General features: G+C 53.7%; 19 protein-coding genes. All 19 read left to right on the top strand.

Features of this window, described 5'->3' with window-relative positions:
- Positions 1–9 precede the first annotated feature (9 nt).
- The 19 genes from ACQ4MS_RS06245 to ACQ4MS_RS06155 all read left to right on the top strand — a co-directional run bounded on the left by ACQ4MS_RS06245 (position 10) and on the right by ACQ4MS_RS06155 (position 20282).
- Positions 10–588 (top strand): acyltransferase, encoded by a 579-nt coding sequence (locus ACQ4MS_RS06245; RefSeq protein ID WP_431098464.1) that lies wholly within the window; start codon positions 10–12, stop codon positions 586–588.
- A 64-nt stretch (positions 589–652) separates the two neighbouring features.
- Positions 653–1771, top strand: a complete 1119-nt coding sequence (locus ACQ4MS_RS06240) for a DegT/DnrJ/EryC1/StrS family aminotransferase (protein ID WP_431099545.1) — start codon at positions 653–655, stop codon at positions 1769–1771.
- The gene (locus ACQ4MS_RS06235; protein ID WP_431098463.1) at positions 1768–2754 is read left to right on the top strand and encodes an NAD-dependent epimerase/dehydratase family protein; all 987 of its coding nucleotides are present in this window, start codon (positions 1768–1770) and stop codon (positions 2752–2754) included. The genes ACQ4MS_RS06240 and ACQ4MS_RS06235 overlap by 4 nt, the downstream gene beginning before the upstream one ends.
- Positions 2751–3893, top strand: a complete 1143-nt coding sequence (locus ACQ4MS_RS06230) for a DegT/DnrJ/EryC1/StrS family aminotransferase (protein WP_431098461.1) — start codon at positions 2751–2753, stop codon at positions 3891–3893. The genes ACQ4MS_RS06235 and ACQ4MS_RS06230 overlap by 4 nt, the downstream gene beginning before the upstream one ends.
- Before the next feature lies 1 nt (position 3894).
- Complete coding sequence (asnB, locus tag ACQ4MS_RS06225) at positions 3895–5790, top strand: asparagine synthase (glutamine-hydrolyzing) (protein ID WP_431098460.1); 1896 nt, start codon at positions 3895–3897, stop codon at positions 5788–5790.
- A complete protein-coding gene (locus ACQ4MS_RS06220) occupies positions 5787–6794 on the top strand; it encodes a DegT/DnrJ/EryC1/StrS family aminotransferase (protein WP_431098459.1) in 1008 nt (335 codons plus the stop codon). The genes asnB and ACQ4MS_RS06220 overlap by 4 nt, the downstream gene beginning before the upstream one ends.
- Positions 6791–7849 (top strand): GNAT family N-acetyltransferase, encoded by a 1059-nt coding sequence (locus ACQ4MS_RS06215; protein ID WP_431098458.1) that lies wholly within the window; start codon positions 6791–6793, stop codon positions 7847–7849. Before ACQ4MS_RS06220 ends, ACQ4MS_RS06215 begins: the two co-directional genes overlap by 4 nt.
- Positions 7846–8607 (top strand): methionyl-tRNA formyltransferase, encoded by a 762-nt coding sequence (locus tag ACQ4MS_RS06210; protein WP_431098457.1) that lies wholly within the window; start codon positions 7846–7848, stop codon positions 8605–8607. The genes ACQ4MS_RS06215 and ACQ4MS_RS06210 overlap by 4 nt, the downstream gene beginning before the upstream one ends.
- Before the next feature lie 242 nt (positions 8608–8849).
- Positions 8850–9569, top strand: a complete 720-nt coding sequence (locus ACQ4MS_RS06205) for a hypothetical protein (protein WP_431098456.1) — start codon at positions 8850–8852, stop codon at positions 9567–9569.
- Positions 9566–10483: a methionyl-tRNA formyltransferase gene (locus ACQ4MS_RS06200; protein ID WP_431098455.1), complete on the top strand. Its 918-nt coding sequence runs from the start codon at positions 9566–9568 to the stop codon at positions 10481–10483. Before ACQ4MS_RS06205 ends, ACQ4MS_RS06200 begins: the two co-directional genes overlap by 4 nt.
- Before the next feature lie 21 nt (positions 10484–10504).
- Complete coding sequence (locus tag ACQ4MS_RS06195; RefSeq protein WP_431098454.1) at positions 10505–11815, top strand: hypothetical protein; 1311 nt, start codon at positions 10505–10507, stop codon at positions 11813–11815.
- A gap of 21 nt (positions 11816–11836) precedes the next feature.
- Positions 11837–12616 (top strand): methionyl-tRNA formyltransferase, encoded by a 780-nt coding sequence (locus ACQ4MS_RS06190; protein WP_431098453.1) that lies wholly within the window; start codon positions 11837–11839, stop codon positions 12614–12616.
- Positions 12609–13361, top strand: a complete 753-nt coding sequence (locus tag ACQ4MS_RS06185) for a WbqC family protein (RefSeq protein WP_431098452.1) — start codon at positions 12609–12611, stop codon at positions 13359–13361. Before ACQ4MS_RS06190 ends, ACQ4MS_RS06185 begins: the two co-directional genes overlap by 8 nt.
- Positions 13358–14977, top strand: coding sequence for a glycosyltransferase (locus ACQ4MS_RS06180; protein WP_431098451.1), 1620 nt, complete (start codon positions 13358–13360; stop codon positions 14975–14977). Before ACQ4MS_RS06185 ends, ACQ4MS_RS06180 begins: the two co-directional genes overlap by 4 nt.
- On the top strand, positions 14974–16137 hold the full coding sequence (locus ACQ4MS_RS06175; protein ID WP_431098449.1) for an ABC transporter ATP-binding protein: 1164 nt from the start codon (positions 14974–14976) through the stop codon (positions 16135–16137). The genes ACQ4MS_RS06180 and ACQ4MS_RS06175 overlap by 4 nt, the downstream gene beginning before the upstream one ends.
- Positions 16138–17331 carry an ABC transporter ATP-binding protein gene (locus ACQ4MS_RS06170; protein WP_431098447.1) on the top strand — a complete coding sequence of 398 codons (1194 nt, stop codon included), beginning with the start codon at positions 16138–16140 and terminating at the stop codon, positions 17329–17331.
- 12 nt (positions 17332–17343) lie between these two features.
- The gene (locus ACQ4MS_RS06165; RefSeq protein WP_431098446.1) at positions 17344–18129 is read left to right on the top strand and encodes an ABC transporter permease; all 786 of its coding nucleotides are present in this window, start codon (positions 17344–17346) and stop codon (positions 18127–18129) included.
- 60 nt (positions 18130–18189) lie between these two features.
- The gene (locus ACQ4MS_RS06160; RefSeq protein WP_431098444.1) at positions 18190–19008 is read left to right on the top strand and encodes a class I SAM-dependent methyltransferase; all 819 of its coding nucleotides are present in this window, start codon (positions 18190–18192) and stop codon (positions 19006–19008) included.
- Positions 19005–20282: a hypothetical protein gene (locus ACQ4MS_RS06155; RefSeq protein ID WP_431098443.1), complete on the top strand. Its 1278-nt coding sequence runs from the start codon at positions 19005–19007 to the stop codon at positions 20280–20282. The genes ACQ4MS_RS06160 and ACQ4MS_RS06155 overlap by 4 nt, the downstream gene beginning before the upstream one ends.
- Positions 20283–20286 lie beyond the last annotated feature (4 nt).

Here is a 20286-nt window from a genome sequence, read left to right as displayed (position 1 = left end):
CTAAACTTCATGAGCTACACCGCCCATCCCAGCGCAATCGTCGACGTAGGCGCGCAAATCGGCGCTGGAACCCGAATCTGGCATTGGGTGCACGTCAGCGGGGGCGCGCGTATCGGCGAGCGCTGCTCGTTCGGTCAGGGTGTCTATGTTGGTAACGAGGTGACCGTCGGTGACAATGTCAAGGTCCAGAACAATGTTTCGGTCTACGACGCGGTGACGCTAGAGGACGACGTCTTCTGCGGCCCGAGCATGGTTTTCACCAATGTCTACAATCCGCGTTCGGCCGTTGCCCGCAAGGACGAATATCGGCGAACGCTGGTGCGGCGTGGCGCAACGCTCGGCGCCAACTGCACGGTAGTTTGCGGAACGACGATAGGCCGCTATGCCTTCGTCGGCGCTGGCGCGGTGATCAACAAGGATGTGCCGGATTTCGCGCTGATGGTTGGCGTGCCGGCACGCCAGATCGGCTGGATGAGCCGCTTTGGCGAGCGCCTGGCGCTGCCGCTGCAAGGCGACGGCAGCGCCACCTGCGAACACACCGGCGAACGCTACCAGCTCAGTGACGGCGTCTGTACGCTGATCGAATGAACCCATTGCACTCTCGAGGAAACCCATGAATGCCGTGTTGAAAGAAACCCCTGTCCAGCCAAAGATCGAATTCATCGACCTCAAGGCCCAGTACCGGGCGCTGCAGCCGAGCATCGATGCGCGCATTAAGAAGGTCCTCGACCACGGCCAATACATCATGGGCCCCGAGGTCGCCGAACTCGAGCAGCAACTCGCCGCCTACACCGGCAGCAAGCACTGCATCACCTGTTCGTCCGGCACCGAAGCCCTGCTGATGTCAATGATGGCGCTGGGCATCGGCCAGGGCGACGAGGTCATTACCACTCCCTTTACCTTTGCCGCGACGGCCGAGATGATAGTGCTGGCCGGCGCCACCCCGGTGTTTGTGGACATCGAGCGCGATACCTGCCTGATCGACGTTTCCAAAATCGAAGCCAAGATCACGCCGCGTACCAAGGCCATCATGCCGGTCTCGCTGTATGGCCAGGTGTGTGACATGGACGCCATCAACGCACTGGCCACGCGCCACGGAAATATTCCCGTGATTGAGGACGCGGCGCAGAGCTTCGGTGCGAGCTACAGCGGCGATACCGGCGTCAAAAGGAAAAGCTGCAACCTGTCGACGATCGGTTGCACCAGCTTCTTTCCGAGCAAGCCACTCGGCTGCTACGGCGACGGCGGCGCCATTTTCACCAACGATGACGCACTGGCCAAGGCAATGCGCGAAATCCGTGTGCATGGGCAAGAGCGTCGTTATTACCATACGCGCGTTGGCGTTGGCGGCCGCATGGACACCATTCAATGTGCAATTGTGCTCGGCAAGCTCGAGCGTTTTGACTGGGAAATCGAGCGCCGGCTGGCGCTCGGTGACTCCTACCGCAAGCTGATCACCGAAGCGGGTGTGCCGGTCAAGTTGATTACGGTACGTCCAGACCGCGACTGCGTCTGGGCTCAGTTCACCGTCATCGTCGAGAACCGCGCCGAGCTGCAAAAGCACCTTCAGGAACAGGGTGTTCCAACCGCAGTGCATTACCCGTTGTCGCTGAACCGCCAGCCTGCCTATCGCAATGATGCATCGGCCGCGGAGACCGTCAACAGCCACTGGGCCGGCGAACGTGTGATGAGTTTGCCGCTGAGTCCTGATCTAGACTCCGCGACGCAACAGCGCGTTGTTTCCGCAATTATTGAGATGGCAAACAGATGAAAATTCAAGGTTCGAAAATCCTCGTTATCGGCGGTGCTGGCTTCATCGGCAGTCACGTCGTGGCGGAGCTTCTTAAGACCGACGTGGCTGAAGTCGTCATTTATGACAACTTCGCGCGCGGCAAGCGTTCGCACATCACCCCCTACCTCAAGGACCCGCGCTGCCGGCTTTACGCCAATGGTGGCGACGTGCGCGAGACCGACCTGCTTGACGATGCGATGCGCGGCATGGATGGCGTGATCCACCTGGCGGCCATGTGGCTTCTGCATTGCAAGGATTTTCCGCGCACTGCGTTTCACGTGAACATCGAAGGCACCTTCAATGTCCTCGAGGCTTGTGTGAAAAACAATATCAAGCGCCTGGTGTATTCGTCGTCTGCGTCTGTTTACGGCGACGCGGTCGAAGTGCCAATGACCGAAGCTCATCCGTTCAAGAACCGCAATTTCTACGGCGCTACCAAGATCGCCGGCGAAGCCATGTGCCGTGCTTATGGCGACCGTTACGGTCTGTCGTATGTCGGTCTGCGCTACATGAATGTCTATGGCCCCCACCAGGACCAGACGGCAGCCTATACCGGCGTGATTCCGATCATGCTCAACAAGATTGACGTCAACGAGTCTCCAGTCATCAATGGCGACGGATCGCAGGCTTACGACTTCATCACGGTCGAGGATGTTGCGCGCAGCAACGTGCTGGCATTGCAGTCCGATGTTACCGACGAGTTTTATAACGTGGGTTCCGGCGTGCAGACCAGCATCAAGCAGCTCTGCGACCTGATTCTCGAATTGAAAAAATCCGACCTCAAGGTGACGTACAAGCCCTACAGCGCTGATGACGCGCGTCGCATGGTGCAGAACCGTATCGGCTGCCCCAAGAAGGCCGAGGCCGACCTCGGTTTTGTCTATAAGGAAAGCCTTCGCGAAGGGCTTCTGAAGTTGATCGCGTGGCGCGAGAGCAATATGGCGGAGCCGAGTAAGCCATGAAGCGTTCCATCCAGATTTCGCTGCCCAGTACCGGGGAAGACGAATGGCAAGCCACACGCGAACCATTAATGAGTGGCTGGCTTACGCAGGGGCCCAAGGTGGCGGCTTTCGAAAAAGCATTTGCGGCGCGGCACCAGGTCGCGCACGCACTGGCCACAACCAGTTGCACCACCGGTCTGCATCTGATCCTTGCCGGCATGGACATCGGTCCCGGGGATGAGGTAGTCGTCCCGGCCTTTACCTGGGTGGCTACTGCTAACGTCATCGTGTATTGCGGCGCCACTCCGGTTTTTGTCGACGTTGATCGTTCCACCAACAACCTCGATCTCGAAGATCTGGTGCGCAAAATCACCCCGAAAACCAAGGCCGTGATCGCAGTGCATCTTTTTGGTTTGTGCGCAGACATCGATGCGATCCGTAAGGCTGTTCCAGCCCAGGTGAAGATCATCGAGGATGCTGCTTGCGCCGCTGGCGCAAGCCTGGACGGGCGACCTGCCGGCGGACTCGGCGATGCCGCAGCTTTTTCGTTTCACCCGAGAAAGTCGATCACCACGGGTGAAGGAGGCATGGTCACGACGCAGGATCCGGCGCTGGCTGACCGCATGAACATGCTGCGCAACCACGGCGCTTCGATTTCCGAAGAGCAGCGGCATAACGGCGCGCGGCCCTATTTGCTGCCCGACTTCAATCTGCTGGGTTTCAACTACCGGATGACGGATCTCCAGGGTGCAGTTGGTTTGGTGCAACTTGAAAAGCTGGACCGCTTCATCGCCGAACGCCAGCGCTGGGCTGAGTTCTATATTGCGCAATTGGCGGACCTGCCTTGGCTTGGCATGCCGAAAATGCCACAAAATGGCTCACACGCATGGCAGGCGTTCGTCACCTATGTGGATCCGGACCGCGCGCCGATGCCGCGCAACGACATCATGGCCCGTTTGCAAGAGCAAGGTATCGCGACCCGTCCAGGCACCCACGCTTGCCACATGCTGGGCTACTACCGTGACCGCTTCCATACCAAAGCGGATGATTGCCCAGGTGCACGAGATTGCGACGCCTACACCATGGCCATTCCGCTGCACAATCGCATGAGCGCCGATGATTACAAATATGTCGTCGACGCCCTGCATTCGCTGAATTGATATGTGTGGCATTGCCGGCTTGATCCATCTGCGGGGTGAGCCGGTCTCTCCTGTCGTGCTCAAAAAAATGACGGATGCCATTGCGCACCGCGGGCCGGATGGCGAAGGGCAGTGGATAGAAAACAATGTCGGCATGGGTCATCGACGGCTTGCGATCATCGACTTAACATCGGGCGGCCATCAGCCCATGGTGTCGGTCGATCAACGCTACGTATTGAGTTACAACGGCGAGGTCTACAACTATCGCGAGGTCCGCGCCGAGCTGGAGGCTCTGGGGCGTCGCTTCCATTCCGCGTCGGATACGGAGGTGGTGCTTGGCGCTCTGGCCGAATGGGGTCCCAGGGCCGTCGAACGATTCAACGGCATGTTCGCAATCGCACTGTGGGATCGCGTCGCCCAAGAGCTTTTTCTGGCGCGCGATCGCTATGGCATCAAGCCGCTTTACTACAGCGAGCAGGGACACGATTTCGTATTCGGATCCGAGCAGAAAGCTTTGCTGGCCCGGCCAGAATTCGAGCGCAAGGTCGACAAGGCGGCGTTGCTGGAGTATTTCACTTTCCAGAACATATTCACCGACCGGACTTTGCTCGAGGATGTCAGGCTGCTTCCGGCCGGGCACTACGGCATCATCAAGCTTCGGGACAGCCACCCGAAACTGAAGCTCACGCAGTATTGGGATTTTGATTTTCGCGAACCCGAATTGGCGGCAAGCGACGACGAATACCGCGAGGAGCTTGACCGACTTTTTCGGCAAGCCGTCAATCGACAACTCGTGACAGATGTGGAGCTAGGTAGCTATCTCAGCGGAGGCATGGACTCCGGGTCCATCACCGCGGTCGCCGCCCGGTCTTATCCGTATATGAAGACGTTCACTTGCGGTTTCGATCTCAATTCGGCGTCGGGCATAGAGCTGGGTTTCGATGAGCGGTCCAAAGCCGAATACATGTCTTACCATTTCAAGACCGAGCACTATGAGATGGTGTTGAAGGCCGGTGACATGGAGCGCGTACTCCCCAAGCTGGCATGGCACCTCGAAGAGCCGAGGGTCGGCCAGAGCTACCCCAACTATTACGCCGCGAAATTGGCGTCCAAATTCGTCAAGGTGGTGTTGAGCGGCGCTGGCGGTGACGAGCTTTTCGGCGGCTATCCGTGGCGCTACTACCGCGCCGTCGTGAACGACGATTTCGAGCATTACATCGATAAGTACTACGCGTTCTGGCAAAGGCTCATACCCAACACACAGATCAAGCAGGTTTTCTCGCCGATATGGGGCGATGTCGACAAGGTGTGGACGCGTGATATTTTCCGCGACGTATTCAAACACCATGCGGAAAAATTCACCAGTCCTGAGGACTACATCAACCATTCGTTGTACTTCGAGGCCAAGACCTTCCTGCACGGGCTGCTTGTCGTCGAGGACAAGCTCAGCATGGCGCACGGCCTGGAGAGCAGGGTGCCGTTCCTGGATAACGATCTGGTGGATTTTTCAATGCGCTGCCCGGTCCGGCTCAAGTTGAACAACCTTTCCCAAGTCTTGCGCATCAACGAAAACGAAATGGGCGGCAAGGCCAACCAGTACTTCCAGAAAACCCGCGACGGCAAGCAGATTCTGCGCGATGTCATGCAGCGGCATCTGCCTGGCGATATTGCAAAGGCAGAGAAGCAGGGGTTTTCTGCGCCCGATGCTAGCTGGTTCAAAGGCGAAAGTATCGACTTTGTGCGGCGCAAACTGACGGCTGGCCAGCCTCTTTTGTACGCGTATCTTGATCGCGATGCCGTTACCAAACTTCTTCAAGAACATCTTTCGGGTGAGCAAAACAGACGACTATTGATATGGTCATTGCTTAGCATCGAACAGTGGTTGCAGTGCCACTTGGGGGGGCGGAGGGTAGGATGAATATTCCACATTCAGCTCCTTGGATTTCTGCTGACGACATTTCTAGTGTTTCCGCAGTGCTCGCCCGCGGAATGCTTGCCAATGGAGTTTTGGTTCAAGAGTTCGAAGCGGAGTGCCAACGGTATTTGCAGCTCGATAGGGCGTGGGCGACAACAAGCGGACAAGCAGCATTGGTTCGTGCGTTACTTGCTCTGGGCGTGGGCTCAGAGGGAGAGGTTGTGATGCCAACTTACGTGTGTCAGTCGGTCGCTGATGCGGTGCGCGCTATAGGTGCGAGACCTGTTTACTGTGACGTCGGTGAAGACTGGTGCATTAATGCAGCTAGCGTTTCTTCTGTTCTTTCGTCAAAAACAGTGGCCATTGTTGCTGTTCACGCTTTTGGAGTCTTTGCGGATGTCCAGGCACTACTGCAATTTGGAGTTCCAGTTATTGAGGATTGTTGCCAATGTTTTTCTCCACAAGTTGGAGCGATCGGGGCTGTTGCAATTTATTCGCTTCATGCCACAAAGTGTTTGACTGGCGCCGAGGGTGGGCTAATTGCCACGGCTCACCCCGAAATCGCAAAAGCCATCACAAACAGCTACGAGCGTACACCGGAGAGCGGGAGATTTTCCGATTTGCAGGCAGCACTTGCACTAAGTCAATTGCGACGTTATCCGGAAATGCTTCATAGGCGAGCGTTGCTGGCTAATACCTATTTTGAGAGCCTGCCTCCCGAAGCGACCAAGCGCTTGTCCAGGGTTAAGAATCGATGCATGTTCTTTCGATTTCCATTGTCTTTGGCTTCTGGATTCGACGCATTTTCTGAGAATTTTCAGATATATGGCGTGACGACGCGCAGGGGTGTTGACCAACTTCTTCATCGGCAGCAGACGACTGATGACAGGAACTTTCCTGTTGCTGCCGAACTGTATAGAACTACATTGTCCTTGCCGTTATATCCATCGCTGCAGCAGACGGACTTAAATCATATTCTTGAGGTCGCGACAAAGGTTCTGGCATGAATTTCACTGTCGAACTTCTCACCGAAGATACGGAACCTGAGTACGAAGCTTTCATTGCCTCGATTCCGACAGCGCTGATATATGCGTCTTTACGATACCGAAACCTTTTAAGGGACTTTTTGGGGGGGGCTGATGATCGTTATCTCATTGCTAGAAATAGCGCAGCCCAGATAGTCGGCGTACTTCCAGCATTTGTGAAAAGCATTCCTGGAAAAGTGGGCGTTGCCAATTCAATGCCGTTTTACGGTAGTCATGGCGGCCCAATTATTCGTGAAGGAAATGCCCAAGTTGGGCAACTTCTATTGAAGTACTTTAACGACCTCGCTGTGCAAATGGGCTGCGGTAGCAGTACGATTATTTTCTCCCCTTTGACGGCTAAGCATGACGTAAAAGAATGGGGCGCGAATGTAAAGGTTACGGACTCAAGAATTGGTCAAATGACGCGATTGCCTGAAAATAGTGATGAGCCACGATCTGCCGTAATGACATTCTTGCAACCCAAAACGCGAAATATGGTGCGGAAGGCAGAAAAATTAGGTGTTACTGTGGCTCACTCCGAAACGGTGGCCGCGATGCAGTTTTTATCTGATACCCATGCATCAAATATGTTGGAACTCGGTGGACTGGCAAAACCCAAACTTTTTTTTGAACTCTTAACGAAGCACTTCCGATATGGATCTGACTACCGAATTTATACAGCGACGATTGAAGGGGCCCCGATTGCCGGCCTCCTTTTGTTTTACTTTAATAGAACAGTCGACTACTTTACGCCTGTAATTGTCAAGGAGCATCGCTCGACTCAGGCGCTAAGCATGCTGATATCTCACGCAATGGCCGACGCCGTTGCCGAGGGAATGACGTGGTGGAATTGGGGCGGTACGTGGCATAGTCAATCCGGGGTATATAAATTCAAGCAAAGTTGGGGTGCAATTGATATGCCTTATCACTATTCGACGACCATTATGGACAAGAGTTTGCTTGAGCAATCGAAGGAGGATCTAATTCGAGATTATCCCTACTTCTATGTGGCTCCATTTGCCTGGCTCAAGGCATGAGAATTGCCTTTCTAAGCGGTGGCGCACGCGAACATGCGCTTAGATTTCTGTTAGAAAAAGGCGAGAATGTGTGCGGTGTAATCACACCCGCGCTCACGCCTCAGAATCGTCGATTCGAACGTGTGGTTACTACCGCTATCGAGTTCTTCGTGCCAGTTATTCCGACAAAACGTAACGGACTCGGTGCCATCTTGGATCAGCTCAAGCCAGATGTTATTGTGTCTTGCGGCTATCCCTACGTGATTGACCGTCGCCATATAGCGTCTGTTCGCCATGCAATCAATGTGCATCCAACGCTCTTGCCGAAATACAGAGGATATCGGAGTGGGCCCTTTGTGCTGATCAATGGGGAAAAAAGAACCGGCGTCACTGTCCACTTCTTGACTAACGAACTGGATCGCGGAAATATCATCATTCAGAGAGAAGTAGAGCTCAGCAGTTTTGATACTCCTAAAAGCATGTATCGCAAGTGTCAGGAAATAGAGCCTCAGGCTTTATATGACGCAATTCAATTATTAAAAACCGGAAACGTTGTCGGGCATCCTCAGGATGAAATGTTGGCCTCGGAGTACTTGAAGCTGCGGACTCCTGAGGACTCCGAGATTGACGCGACAAAATCCTTACTTTCGCTTTTCAACTCGATCCGTGCCTGCGACCCCGTTAGTTATCCCGCATTCTTTTTTGTAGAGGGGCAGAAGGTCTGCATCACACTATGGCGCCCTGAGCGACCAGATGGAGATGGCGATGACACGTTATAACCGCAACCGATCTTTCAGAACTCGTATTGAAAGTACAGATGAATTCGTCCGAAATCTGTCTTTAGTGAGTTTAGTAATGACCCGCACTTTTGGGGCGAAGCTTTTCTATGGGACGCATCCCTCGCTGCGAAACACTTGCATTCTCCAAATCAATGAGTTGCTCAATGCATAGTAGGCGAGAACGCGATCACGCCGGGACTGCTTCGTACAGGCCGGTGTCCTTTGCGAAAATATCAGAGTGTGTGATTACGCCCACCGTCGAGCTGAAGTCAGAGATTCATTTAACGTTCGATATTGATTGGGCGCATGACGAAGTGCTCGCAGACACCATTGAGTTGGTCGAGGCAGCTGGCGTCGCGGCAACTTGGTTCGTAACTCATGACACTCCCTTGCTGAGTCGACTACGGGGTAACCGCAGGTTTGAACTCGGTATTCACCCGAACTTTAATTTTCTCCTTCAGGGTGACGACAGAAATGGACGAACAGCTGCGGAAGTTATTGATCGCCTGCTTCAATTCGTGCCCGAGGCTAAATCAGTGCGAAGTCATTCGATTACACAAAACACAGGGGTGCTCGACCTTTTTAGGTCTCGCAAGTTAACCCACGATTGCAATCACTTTATTCCGGAGCAGACTCAAATCGAACTTAAGCCGTGGATTCACTGGAACGGTTTAATCCGGGTCCCCTATTTTTGGGAGGATGATGTTTGGTGCCTGAGCGACGAAAACACTGCACTTGAAGCGCTGATTCAACGAGCTGGCTTGAAGGTATTCAACTTCCATCCCATCCATATTTTTCTAAATACCGAGCGTCTAGATCGCTATGAACGCACTCGCTCTTTGCATCAAAGACCGGATGAGCTAGAGAAACATCGTTACGATGGAATCGGTACACGTACCCGTATGCTGGACCTCTTGGCAATGACGAGTGCGGTACAAGAGCGGAAAGCAGGCGGGCTGTGAGAGTCAGTATTATTGGCCGGACAGAAATCTTGTTCGAAACCGCCAAATTTCTTAGGAAAAATGGACATGAAATTGTTCATATCATTACCGCCAAAGAAGCTCCGGAATACACCAAGACCGCAGAGGATTTTCGCATTCTGGCCGCGCAGTGGGATGTGCCATTTATCCAATCCGGACGCATCGAAGGGCAGGAGGCCTTTATCCGGCGTGACTTTCCAGATATCTGTGTCAGCGTTAATTACAGTAGCGTCATACCAAATTCCGTGATCGAACTCTTCCCACTTGGTATTTTGAACGCGCATGGCGGGGACCTGCCTCGTTATCGCGGGAATGCTTGTCAGGCTTGGGCGATCATCAATGGCGAAGATAAGGTTGGGTTGTGCATCCATCGCATGATCGGTGGTGAACTGGACAGTGGTGATATCGTTGCGCGTGACTATTTTCCGTTGTGCCTTGATACCAAGGTGACCGCCGTCTATCAATGGATGAATGAGCGGATTCCAGATTTGTTTTTGGATGCGCTGAATCACCTTGGGGCGGACCCTAATTTTGTACTCGAAACTCAGTCAAAAGACCCAGGGAGAGCTCTTCGTTGCTATCCTCGAAAACCGGAAGATGGGCGAATCGACTGGGGTAAAAGCGCTGTCGAAATTCTTCGCTTGATTAACGCCTGCAACAAGCCATACGCAGGAGCATTTTGCAACTTCGAAACGCAAAAAATCATTGTCTGGGATGCCGAGCTTGCGCCGGCAGAAAATTTTCTCGCAATTCCTGGGCAGGTGACGCTGATCGGCGAAGGCTTTGTTGAGGTGGCTACGGGAGTGGGGAAATTGAGACTGAAAGAAATTGAGTCGCCGAACGGGGAAAAGATGCCTAATCAGCTCGTTCGATCTATAAGGCAGAGATTCGCCTGATGAAGATTTAAGATTTGCAGAATGAGTGCGTTCAAATTAAACCAAATAGAAGACTTCACTACTGCGCAATATGTGGAATTGTTGCGGCTCGCCAAACTAAATTACAAATTTATCGATTATCGCGAGCTTGCTTTTGAGGAGCGAGGGGTGCTTTGGCGGCACGACTGTGACTATTCTCTTAATCGTTCTTTGCGATTGGCACAACTCGAGTCCCAAGAGTCGGTGAACTCAACTTATTTTTTAAATCCACACTGCGAATTTTATAATCTGCTTGAGAAAAGGCAAACCGAAATCGTCGAGAAAATTCTTCTTCTCGGGCACGATATCGGGTTGCACTTTGATGCTGCGTACTACGACATTGAATCCGAAGATCAATTAGACGCGCTCGTTAAGCGCGAAGCAGGTTGGTTGAAGAATTGGTTTGATGTTGAACCTGTCGCTTTCAGCTTTCACAATCCCACTCAATTTTTGCTGTCGTGCGAACGCGCCACCTACGGTGGGCTGATTAATTGCTACTCTCGAACACTCAAGACGGCCATTCCTTATTGTTCAGATTCCAACGGATATTGGCGTTTCAGACGTTTGCGAGAGGTTCTAGAAAGCGCACAAGACCCCTGTCTGCAGGTTCTGACGCATCCGGGTTGGTGGCAGGAAACGCCTTTGCATCCTCGTGAGCGAATATTCCGAAGTGTTTACGGTCGAGCTCATTCTGTGATGAATCATTATGATCATGGCCTTCAAACGCATGAGCGGAAAAATCTAGCTGGACCCGCTGGGAGTCTTCAATTCCTTAAAAAAATTAGTATCGTTCAGTATCAACTTTGCGACTTCCTTTGGAACAGCGGGCATCTGAATGAATTGCTCCTGGAGTTGTACCGCTTGCACATTCGGCAGCTTAAAAGCTTCTTCCGAGCAGCTGCAGTCAACTACTGGCATGTTCGGCCGTCTGATGTTGATGAGTTTTTGCAGCAAATTGAGCTGGAGAGGTGCATAAGCCAGCTGACTCCCGCAGTCTGTGATGTGGCGTGGGACGTCATAACCAGTACTTCGGATATTGAGTATCAGCGCTGGTCCCAGATTTGCAGAACGCTTTTTAGGCAGGGGCACGACGTTTCGTCCGATATCGCCGAAGAGGGGTGCTTATATTTTTGCAAAATACTTGCGAGCGCTGCGGTATGGGGAGGGGCAGAAGACGCGATTTTTAACGAGGGAATCTCAGTTATTGAATCCGTTGAGATGCCACTCAATACTAAGACTCGGAGGCAAACATCTCCGTTGTTGGGTTCGCAAAAATGGAGGGCTCTCAAGCAGAAGTTTGCAACCGATCCATAACAGTAGGCTTATAGCCGTAATATGAAGAAAATAGTATTGGTAGGTGACCTCCACGGCATCCCGGAGTTACTAGAAAGAATTCCGCGTTCCCGCATCGCCGCGGTGGTTGTCGCCGGTATACGCGGTCACGAGCACGAACAGCTTCTGAAGCTGGCAGACCTGTCTGGGTTGCCTCTGATCGTCCAGCCGCGTAAAACATCGGCAGAGTACGCCAATTTCCAATCGAGTATCTCGCGGCTTCGACCAGATGGGTTGATATGCCATTCCTACTCGATGCTCATTCAAAAAGAGATTCTTGATCTTGTTGAGGGGCGGGCATTCAATGTCCACATGGCTTTATTGCCCCGCAACCGCGGTCCCAACCCTGTTCAGTGGGCACTGATACATGGGGAGAGTCAAACCGGCGTGACGCTGCACTTGATGGACGAGACCTTCGACGCTGGACCGCTCATTGCGCAAGAATCCACGGAAATCGGCATCACAGACACCTGGGTCACGCTCAGCCTTAAGTTAAAGGCGTTGACAAAGCAGCTGCTGGATAGGGCGCTACCAGATATTTTGAGTGGCAACTGGACCGCGGTCCGTCAAAACGAGGCCGAGGCAACCAGCAATTCCCGAATTTCCAAGGACAGCTTCGCGATTGATTTCGCTGTAATGGATGATCTCCAGATTTACAACCTCATCAGGGCTCAAGTTGCGCCACTCGCCGGTGCTTATCTGCAAACGGCGGCAGGCCGCCAGCATTTCTCGGAACTGATTTCAATCGAGCAAATCGCTCAAATGCGGTGCCGTGATGAATAGCCATTCCGTTGTAGAACCTGCACCTGTAGTTGTTGCCATTCACCAGCCCAACTTCTTTCCGTGGCTAGGCTACTTCGACAAAATTCGTAGAAGTGATGTATTTGTCTTTCTCGACCACGTTCAGTTGCCCAAGACCGGCGGCACCTGGTCTAACCGCGTCAAATTGCTCGTTTCGGGTGAGGCAAAGTGGGCGACGGTGCCGATAGACCGATCATTTCATGGCGTTCGTGCGATCAATGAAATGTATTTCCAGTCCAGCGTCTCGTGGCGAGGAGACTTTCTGGGCTTGCTCGAAAGAAGTTATCGCAACGCACCCTGCTACGGTGAAGTGATGCCTATCTTGATACCTCTTGTATCTAATCCGGAGAACAATATGGCTCGATACAACGCCAACGCGGTGATGGAGCTAGCTAAGACGCTTGGCGTGTCCCGGGAGAAATTTCGTTTATCGTCGGAGATGGGTTCGGTGGGGCAGTCCAACCGTATGTTGATATCGCTTGTACGCGCCGCGAAGGGGGATGTTTATATGTATGGAGGCGGGGCGGATGGTTATCAAGATGAGTCCTTGTTTGCCGCCGCTCAAATCCGCTTGGCGAGCCAGGGTTTTATTAGTCCCGTATATCCCCAGTTCGGCGTCGATAGCACGGTACACGGTTTGTCAATAATTGATGCCTTAATGCAACTCGGTTTTGAGGGGGTCACGCGACTGATCGGCGGGAATCGCGATTCGGGGAGCATGGTATGAGCGGAAAGTTTATTCGCTGGATATGGCGGCGTAGCGGATTTCGTCGGCTGATGCAACTTTTGAATGCGTCGCTGAAGGCTGAATTGAGGGCCGAGTTGAAGGTCGAGCTAAAAGCTGAATTGAAGGCGGAACTGCGAGAGGAGGTCATCGATGATCTTCACCGTCATTTCGAGCTGCCTGCCATCGTCGGTACTTTTATCAATCGTATTTCTGCAGAACTGGCTTTGGCCTCGGGGCCCGAGCAGGTCGCCAAATCGCTAGACAGTCTGAGCGACGAGTGGAGAATGACGGTACGTGAACTAGTGGGACTTAGGTCGGAGTGGAGCGAGGAGGGCGGGCAGCAGGATTTACTGGCGGAAATGGCGTTCCTTCGCAAAAACCAGAGATTATTGGCGCCGGTTTTTCAGGCGCTCTCCGGAAAAAGAGTTCTTTATGCCGGTCAGGCTTATTACAACGCCTGGTATCTCTCACGCATGCTCAGGCAGTTTGGTTGGAAGGCAGATCTCCTTAACTGGGATGTCAATCCGGACGCGCAAATTTATTACCACGGGGAGGATTTTCGGTTTGGGGCTGCCGGCCTGTCCTCTTTCGACACAAGGTTGGAGTTTTACCTTTCTTCTTTATATCGCTATGACGTGTTTCATTTCAGCAATGCGCATGGCATAAGTTTTGGCGGAGAGCTTCAGGAATTTATGCGGCAAAAATTCGGAATGCACAGCGAGATTCAACTTCTGAAGGCTTTGGGGAAGAAGATCGTGTACAGCAACAATGGCTGTCAGGACGGTGTCTCGCAAACCGCATTTTCCAGATGGAGCCCCGAATCGGTATGCGCGATTTGCATCTGGAAAGATCGGCCACTTGTGTGTAGCGATGAGAAAAATTTGTCTTGGGGGAAATTCAGAAATTCTGTCGCAGACTTTCAATGCTTGCTGGGAGGCAACAGGGTCGACTACAACGACGACGCGAGAGTTCATGAGGTACCTGAATTTTATTGTTTGGATTCGGAAGTCTGGCACCCTGACATCGAAATACCCGCCGCCTATCGCATCAGTCGTGTTGCGTCTGATGCCCTGGTGCTTTATCACGCGGTCGGGAATAAAATGGATCGAACCAGCAAGGCCGGCGTGAATATCAAGTCGTCGCATATCTACATGCCCTTGATAGAGAAACTTAAATCCGAAGGAATGCCGCTCCAAATGATCGAGCCGCTCGGCATCCCGAATAAGGACGTGCGGTTCCTGCAGGCGCAGGCTGATATTTTTCTCGAGATGCTGACTTTCGGCTGGTTTGGCGCCAATGCGCGTGAAGCCATGATGCTCGGCAAGCCCGTAGTCTGCTACATCCGGCCGGCCTGGCTCGACAGCGTGCGCGAAGAAATTCCCGAGTATGCTGACGAGCTTCCGGTGGTCAGTGCAACACCCGCCACCGTGGAGGCCGTGCTTCGTGGCCTGATTGCAGACCCGGAGCGGCGGCGCGTAATCGGCGAGCGCTCGAGAGCCTTTGCCGTCAAATGGCATTCCGCAGAGGCTGCCGGGCGCCGCTTCGACACCATTTATTCGAAACTGCTGGCGGGTGACGCCTTGCTGCGAGAACCATTGCCAGGAGTCACTCCATGAGTCTTCCGTCGGTGCTGGCGCTCAAATGCGTCGATGTCAGCAAAAGCTATCCGGTCCAAAAAGACCTGAAGGCCTGGCGTGTGTTGCTGGGCGCGCCTGTGCGGGGGGAAAGCATTCGTGCGCTGGACGGTATTTCGATGGAAGTTCCGCGCGGGAAGATTCTGGGCGTACTTGGTAAAAACGGTGCCGGAAAAAGCACCTTGTTGCGCGTGCTGGGTGGTGTTTACGAGCCGACCTCCGGATATGTGGAAAGCTATGGCCAGGTTGCCGGGCTGTTCGAGCTCGGTGGCATGGGAAACCCGAATCTGACGGGGCTGGAATATGCGACGCGATATCTCCGACTGACGGGGGCAGAGACGCATGAGCTAGGAAGGTTGCTGGAAGATATTCTGGAGTTCTCGGAGCTGGGGGACGCTTTCGGTCAGCGTATCCGGACCTATTCCTCAGGCATGCGTGCGCGTCTTTATTTCGCGACCGCCACGGTGCTTCAACATGAGATATATCTGATCGACGAGTTGCTTTCCGTCGGGGACGAACATTTCCAGGCTAAGTGCTGGCGTCGCATGCGGCAACGCTTGTTGAGCGGCGCGTCCGGCGTTTTGGTGACCCATGACTGGGCGGCGATTCTGCGGCTTTGCGAACAGACCAGCCTCATCGATCGCGGACGTTTCGTTTTTTCGGGTGCCAGCGACAGGGCAGTTGTCCGCTATCTCGATCTCAAGCCGATTGACCTCAGCGTCGCAGAGTTCTCGCCCGAAAATACGGGGCGCTATGTTGCGCGGGCGGGGCAAGACACCGAGTTCGTTTTCCAGGTCAATCTACTGGAGGATGCGCCGGTCGATTTTTCGATATCGATCGAAGTCCTGCGGGTCGGCATTGGCTGGGAGATCGTATTGCTGTCGGATGCGCGAGCAGTCGGCGACGTCGCCGGTAAGTACGCCGTTCGCGTGAACGTGCCCCAACTGCCGCTGGTGGCCGGCTCCTATTCCGTCAACGTATTTCTGAGCAGCAGAAAAGCCACACCGCTCGAGCCATCCGTTGCCTACGACGCGCGAACATGGACAGCCGGCAACGGGTATTCGCTGGTCGTCGAAGGTTCCGGGTCCACGGCTGCAGTGCGGCTGCCTTTTTCGGTGGGTGACACCCGGAGGGGCAGTTAAATGGTTCCAAATATCGACATCGACGGACTGACCAAGGTTTTCTCAAAAGGCAATTCGCTGGGTAGCGACCTGACCGCGATGTTTCGCGCCTTGTTGCCCGGGGAAGGAAAGGTCGCGGTCGACAACCTTTCCCTGACCATCCGCCAAGGGGAGCGACTTGGAATTGTGGGGCGCAACGGTGCCGGCAAGTCTACTTTGCTGCATCTTGTAGCTGGATTGTCTACGCCCAGTTCCGGTCGCATCACCAGTACCGGCAAGATCACCTCCATCCTTACTTTGGGCGTCGGTTTGCGTGAAGACCTTACCGGACGCGAAAACATCTATATCGACGCGGAGATACAGGGCAAAGCGAAAAGTGCGGTAGATCTTGCAATCAACGAGATCATCGAATTCGCCGATCTCGGCGAGTTCATCGATTACCCCATTCGTACCTATTCCACCGGGATGAAAGCCCGGTTGGCATTCTCTATGATCGCTCACGTCGATCCTGAAATACTGATCATCGACGAGGCCCTCTCGGTCGGTGACGCCGCGTTCTCCGTCAAAGCGACGCAACGCATACGGGATATTTGCGCACGTGGAAAAATCGTCATCATCGTTTCCCATTCGATGCAGGCGATTGAGAGTATCTGCAATCGCTGCATCTGGATGGATGCGGGTCGGGTAGTGATGGATGGACATCCGGGGGACGTGACCAGGGCCTATATCGACGCGGTCAAGGCCGAGGATGAGGCACAACTCGTCGCGAAGTTCAGGTCATTGATCGGAACGCGATCGCACCGTGACGGCTGGCTGATACGAAGCGTGACCTGCCATGTGGGTGACGAGGTATCCGCGAGAAGCCTTCTCGAGGTCGGTTCGCCCGCCCGCTTCGCTGTGAGCGGCGGGGTTCCTGTGGATGTCGTTAACGCCACCATACAAATCCGGATGGTCAGACTCGACGGCGTGGTGGTTTTCGACGAGGCATTCGAGCTGCGGGATCACCTGCAGCTGGACGGGGTGTTACGGCTGGAAATCGGGATGACACCGCTAGTTCTTGGGATCGGAATCTATCGGTTGGATGTCGTTCTGACAGATGGAGGTGCCACCAGGGCGGAAAGCACTAGCATTTTCGAAGTACGCTCTGAGAGGGTGCCCGCCGGCGGCAAGCCCATGTTGCTTTATCCCATCGCCGTTAACTGCGAAAACTCTTAAAGAAAAATGTATATGTTCGGGTTCGTTAAACAGGATTTACGACTTGCGTTCAATCTGCTGAAGATGAACATGCGTGATCGTTATCTAGGGTCCTCGCTTGGCAGTTTCTGGGCCATTGCGAATCCACTCTTCATGTTAGGGCTTTACACCTTTGTTTTTGGCTTTGTTTTCAAGGTTCGTTTACCGGGCGCCGACACAACGCTCGCGTATGTCGTCTGGCTGATCAGCGGCTACGGTCCCTGGTTGGCGACGGTGGAAGCTCTGTCTGCTGCTACCGCCTCCGTAGTCGGTGCGGCGGGGATGGTGAAAAATATGGCGTTCAAGACGGAACTTGTTCCGATTGCCGCGGCACTGGTCGGCATGGTTTCCCTGGTGGTCAGCATCGTCTTTCTGTTCGTGCTTCTTTTCGCCGCCGGAAACCTGCCGAGTTGGCACGTGATCTGGCTGCTCTTGATCGTCGTGCTTCAGTTTTTTCTGATCGTTGCCATCGGTCTGTGGCTCTCCGCGTTGAATGTTTTTTTTCGCGACTTGAGCGTCGTCCTGCCTAATCTCCTGACGATCATGATGTTTGCTACGCCTATTTTTTATCCTCTTGATGCCATGCCGGTAGTGGTTCAGAAGCTCAGTCTCGCCAATCCGTTTTATCTGATTTCGACGGCATATCGCGACGTCATGTTGCAGCACCAATCACCTAGCACGTGGGGTATTTTGTATGTCTTTCTGCTGGCTTTGGTACTGTTCTGGGGTGGTCTCAAAGCATTCAGACGGGCCAAAGGTTACTTCGACGCTGCGCTTTGAACGGGCGCGCCAGAAAACCTCCGATAATCATGAAAAACTCTTAACCGCTTACGGATACTCATGGCTACCCAAGAAGACATCAACACCCAGAACTCCGAATTCTGGAACACGCTATGCGGCACAAGTCTCGCACAGGGTATCGGCATCAAGGACGGCAGTCGCGAGTCTCTCGAGATTTTCGACAAGTGGTACATGGATTTATACCCATATCTCCTCGATCGGGTCCCTGTGAATACGATGAAGGACAAAGCGGTACTTGAGATCGGTCTTGGATACGGCACTTTGTCGCAGAAAATTGCCGAGGCGGGGGCCAGGTACCATGGCCTGGATATCGCCAGCGGGCCGGTTGCCATGGTTAATTCGCGCATGGGAATGCTTGGTGTCGATGGGCTTGCGCAGCAGGGAAACATGCTCGAATGTCCGTTTGAGGACGGGACTTTCGATGCGGTGGTGTCGATTGGCTGCTTTCACCACACTGGAGATACACAGCGTTGCCTCGACGAAACCTTCCGGGTTCTCAAGCCGGGTGGGCATGCGTATCTGATGGTCTACAACCAGTTCTCTTTTCGGCAGTGGGTCAGATTTCCAAAGGAAACTTGGGAAAAGTTGCGGCGCGAGCGTGCGGGCTACGCTGGTTATGTGCGCGTCGAAGGAACAGAAGCGCAGCGCAAGGCATATGACGCTGATATGAGTGGCAAGGCTGCACCTGAGACCGATTTCTTCTCCATCAAGCAACTGCAGCACATGATGCGCAGGTATAAGTCGGTGCACTGCCGCAAGGAGAACTTTGATCCCCTGTGGCGCATTCCACGCAAGAATCTGCTCGGAAATTTTGGGCGTATCGCTGGCCTCGATATATATATCCATGCGGAAAAATGAAAGTACTCGTTTTTTTTGAGACTCGGCAGACTTTTACAAACACCGTTCTCGAGCACGTCAGCAGTTTCGCGAAACATTCGGAAAACGACTATTTTTTCTGCGACAGCGGGCAGACGATCACCGTCGACCTCGACAGTTTCGATGCAGTGATACTGCATTACACGCTGCGCCTTCCATTTGACCTCGTCAACGACAGCTTGGCCGCCAAGCTAGAGGCCTATCGTGGGCTGAAGGCTTTGTTTATTCAGGATGAGTATGACCATACCTATCGCGCCTGGTACTGGATCAAGCGGCTTGGCATCGCGCTGGTATTCACGGTGGTCCCCAAAGACGGAATAGCGCGTGTTTATCCTCCTGAGGAGTTTCCGGATACACGCTTTGTCAATAACCTGACAGGTTATGTGCCGGAGAAGCTGCCCGTCGCTTCCGGCGTGCTGACCTCCGCGCGGCCCTTGACAATCGCTTACCGTGGTCGCTCGCTGCCAGTCCAATACGGCCAACTCGGCTTCGAAAAAATCGAAGTCGGCCAGATGGTCAAGGCCTACTGCGTTGAGAAAAACATCGCTCACGATATTGCCTGGGACGAAAAGTCGCGCATCTACGGAGCCGACTGGTACAGGTTCATGGCGTCCTGCCGCAGCATGCTGGGCTCTGAAAGCGGATCGAACGTGTTCGACTGGGACGGAACTTTGGCAAGAGATGTGGCCGCCTATCAGGAGAAAAACCCGAGGGCTGGTTTGTTGCAGGTCTACCGCGACGTGGTCAGCGCTCGGGAGATCCCCGGTCTCATGAATCAGGTGTCGCCGCGGGTCTTTGAGGCGATCGCACTGCGTACGGCACTTGTCATGTTTCGGGGGAACTACTCCGGTGTGGTGGTCGCTGACGAGCACTACATCCCGCTTGACAAGGATGGCGGAAATCTACCGGAGGTGTTTGAAAAACTTGCCGATAGCGCGTATGTCGATGCGATGGTTGATCGGGCTTATCGTGATGTTATTGCATCCGGGAAATACACCTATGCGGCTTTTGTCAGGATGGTCGACGCAGAACTCGGGGTGAACCGGGTACCCGGCGTACCTGCGGTACGCGACGTGCTGCGCGATGCCGAAGATCTCATCAACCCACCTGCCCCGCTTTTGCGAGCTCCTGGCCCCTATGTTCCGCCCAAGCCCAGCCGTTCGCCAGTAGATTTCGTGTGGAGAAACCTGCCGGAAGAGCTGAGGGTAATCCTGCGGCCGTTGGTGCCGTCGTTTCTGCGAAGAAAGAAGAAGTGACGAT

The sequence above is a fragment of the Polaromonas aquatica genome (genome assembly GCF_050626995.1).
In the GTDB taxonomy this organism is placed as follows: domain Bacteria; phylum Pseudomonadota; class Gammaproteobacteria; order Burkholderiales; family Burkholderiaceae_C; genus Polaromonas; species Polaromonas aquatica_A.
Note: the sequence above shows the minus strand (reverse complement) of the source record. Positions and strands in the feature narration are given on the sequence as shown.

Excerpts from the sequence above, each read along its gene's own strand:
- ACQ4MS_RS06245 (WP_431098464.1), top strand. The coding sequence starts at position 10 with ATGAGCTACACCGCCCATCCCAGCGCAATCGTCGACGTAGGCGCGCAA.
- ACQ4MS_RS06235 (WP_431098463.1), top strand. The coding sequence starts at position 1,768 with ATGAAAATTCAAGGTTCGAAAATCCTCGTTATCGGCGGTGCTGGCTTC.
- ACQ4MS_RS06230 (WP_431098461.1), top strand. The coding sequence starts at position 2,751 with ATGAAGCGTTCCATCCAGATTTCGCTGCCCAGTACCGGGGAAGACGAA.
- asnB (WP_431098460.1), top strand. The coding sequence starts at position 3,895 with ATGTGTGGCATTGCCGGCTTGATCCATCTGCGGGGTGAGCCGGTCTCT.
- ACQ4MS_RS06220 (WP_431098459.1), top strand. The coding sequence starts at position 5,787 with ATGAATATTCCACATTCAGCTCCTTGGATTTCTGCTGACGACATTTCT.
- ACQ4MS_RS06215 (WP_431098458.1), top strand. The coding sequence starts at position 6,791 with ATGAATTTCACTGTCGAACTTCTCACCGAAGATACGGAACCTGAGTAC.
- ACQ4MS_RS06210 (WP_431098457.1), top strand. The coding sequence starts at position 7,846 with ATGAGAATTGCCTTTCTAAGCGGTGGCGCACGCGAACATGCGCTTAGA.
- ACQ4MS_RS06195 (WP_431098454.1), top strand. The coding sequence starts at position 10,505 with ATGAGTGCGTTCAAATTAAACCAAATAGAAGACTTCACTACTGCGCAA.
- ACQ4MS_RS06190 (WP_431098453.1), top strand. The coding sequence starts at position 11,837 with ATGAAGAAAATAGTATTGGTAGGTGACCTCCACGGCATCCCGGAGTTA.
- ACQ4MS_RS06185 (WP_431098452.1), top strand. The coding sequence starts at position 12,609 with ATGAATAGCCATTCCGTTGTAGAACCTGCACCTGTAGTTGTTGCCATT.
- ACQ4MS_RS06180 (WP_431098451.1), top strand. The coding sequence starts at position 13,358 with ATGAGCGGAAAGTTTATTCGCTGGATATGGCGGCGTAGCGGATTTCGT.
- ACQ4MS_RS06175 (WP_431098449.1), top strand. The coding sequence starts at position 14,974 with ATGAGTCTTCCGTCGGTGCTGGCGCTCAAATGCGTCGATGTCAGCAAA.
- ACQ4MS_RS06170 (WP_431098447.1), top strand. The coding sequence starts at position 16,138 with ATGGTTCCAAATATCGACATCGACGGACTGACCAAGGTTTTCTCAAAA.
- ACQ4MS_RS06165 (WP_431098446.1), top strand. The coding sequence starts at position 17,344 with ATGTTCGGGTTCGTTAAACAGGATTTACGACTTGCGTTCAATCTGCTG.
- ACQ4MS_RS06160 (WP_431098444.1), top strand. The coding sequence starts at position 18,190 with ATGGCTACCCAAGAAGACATCAACACCCAGAACTCCGAATTCTGGAAC.
- ACQ4MS_RS06155 (WP_431098443.1), top strand. The coding sequence starts at position 19,005 with ATGAAAGTACTCGTTTTTTTTGAGACTCGGCAGACTTTTACAAACACC.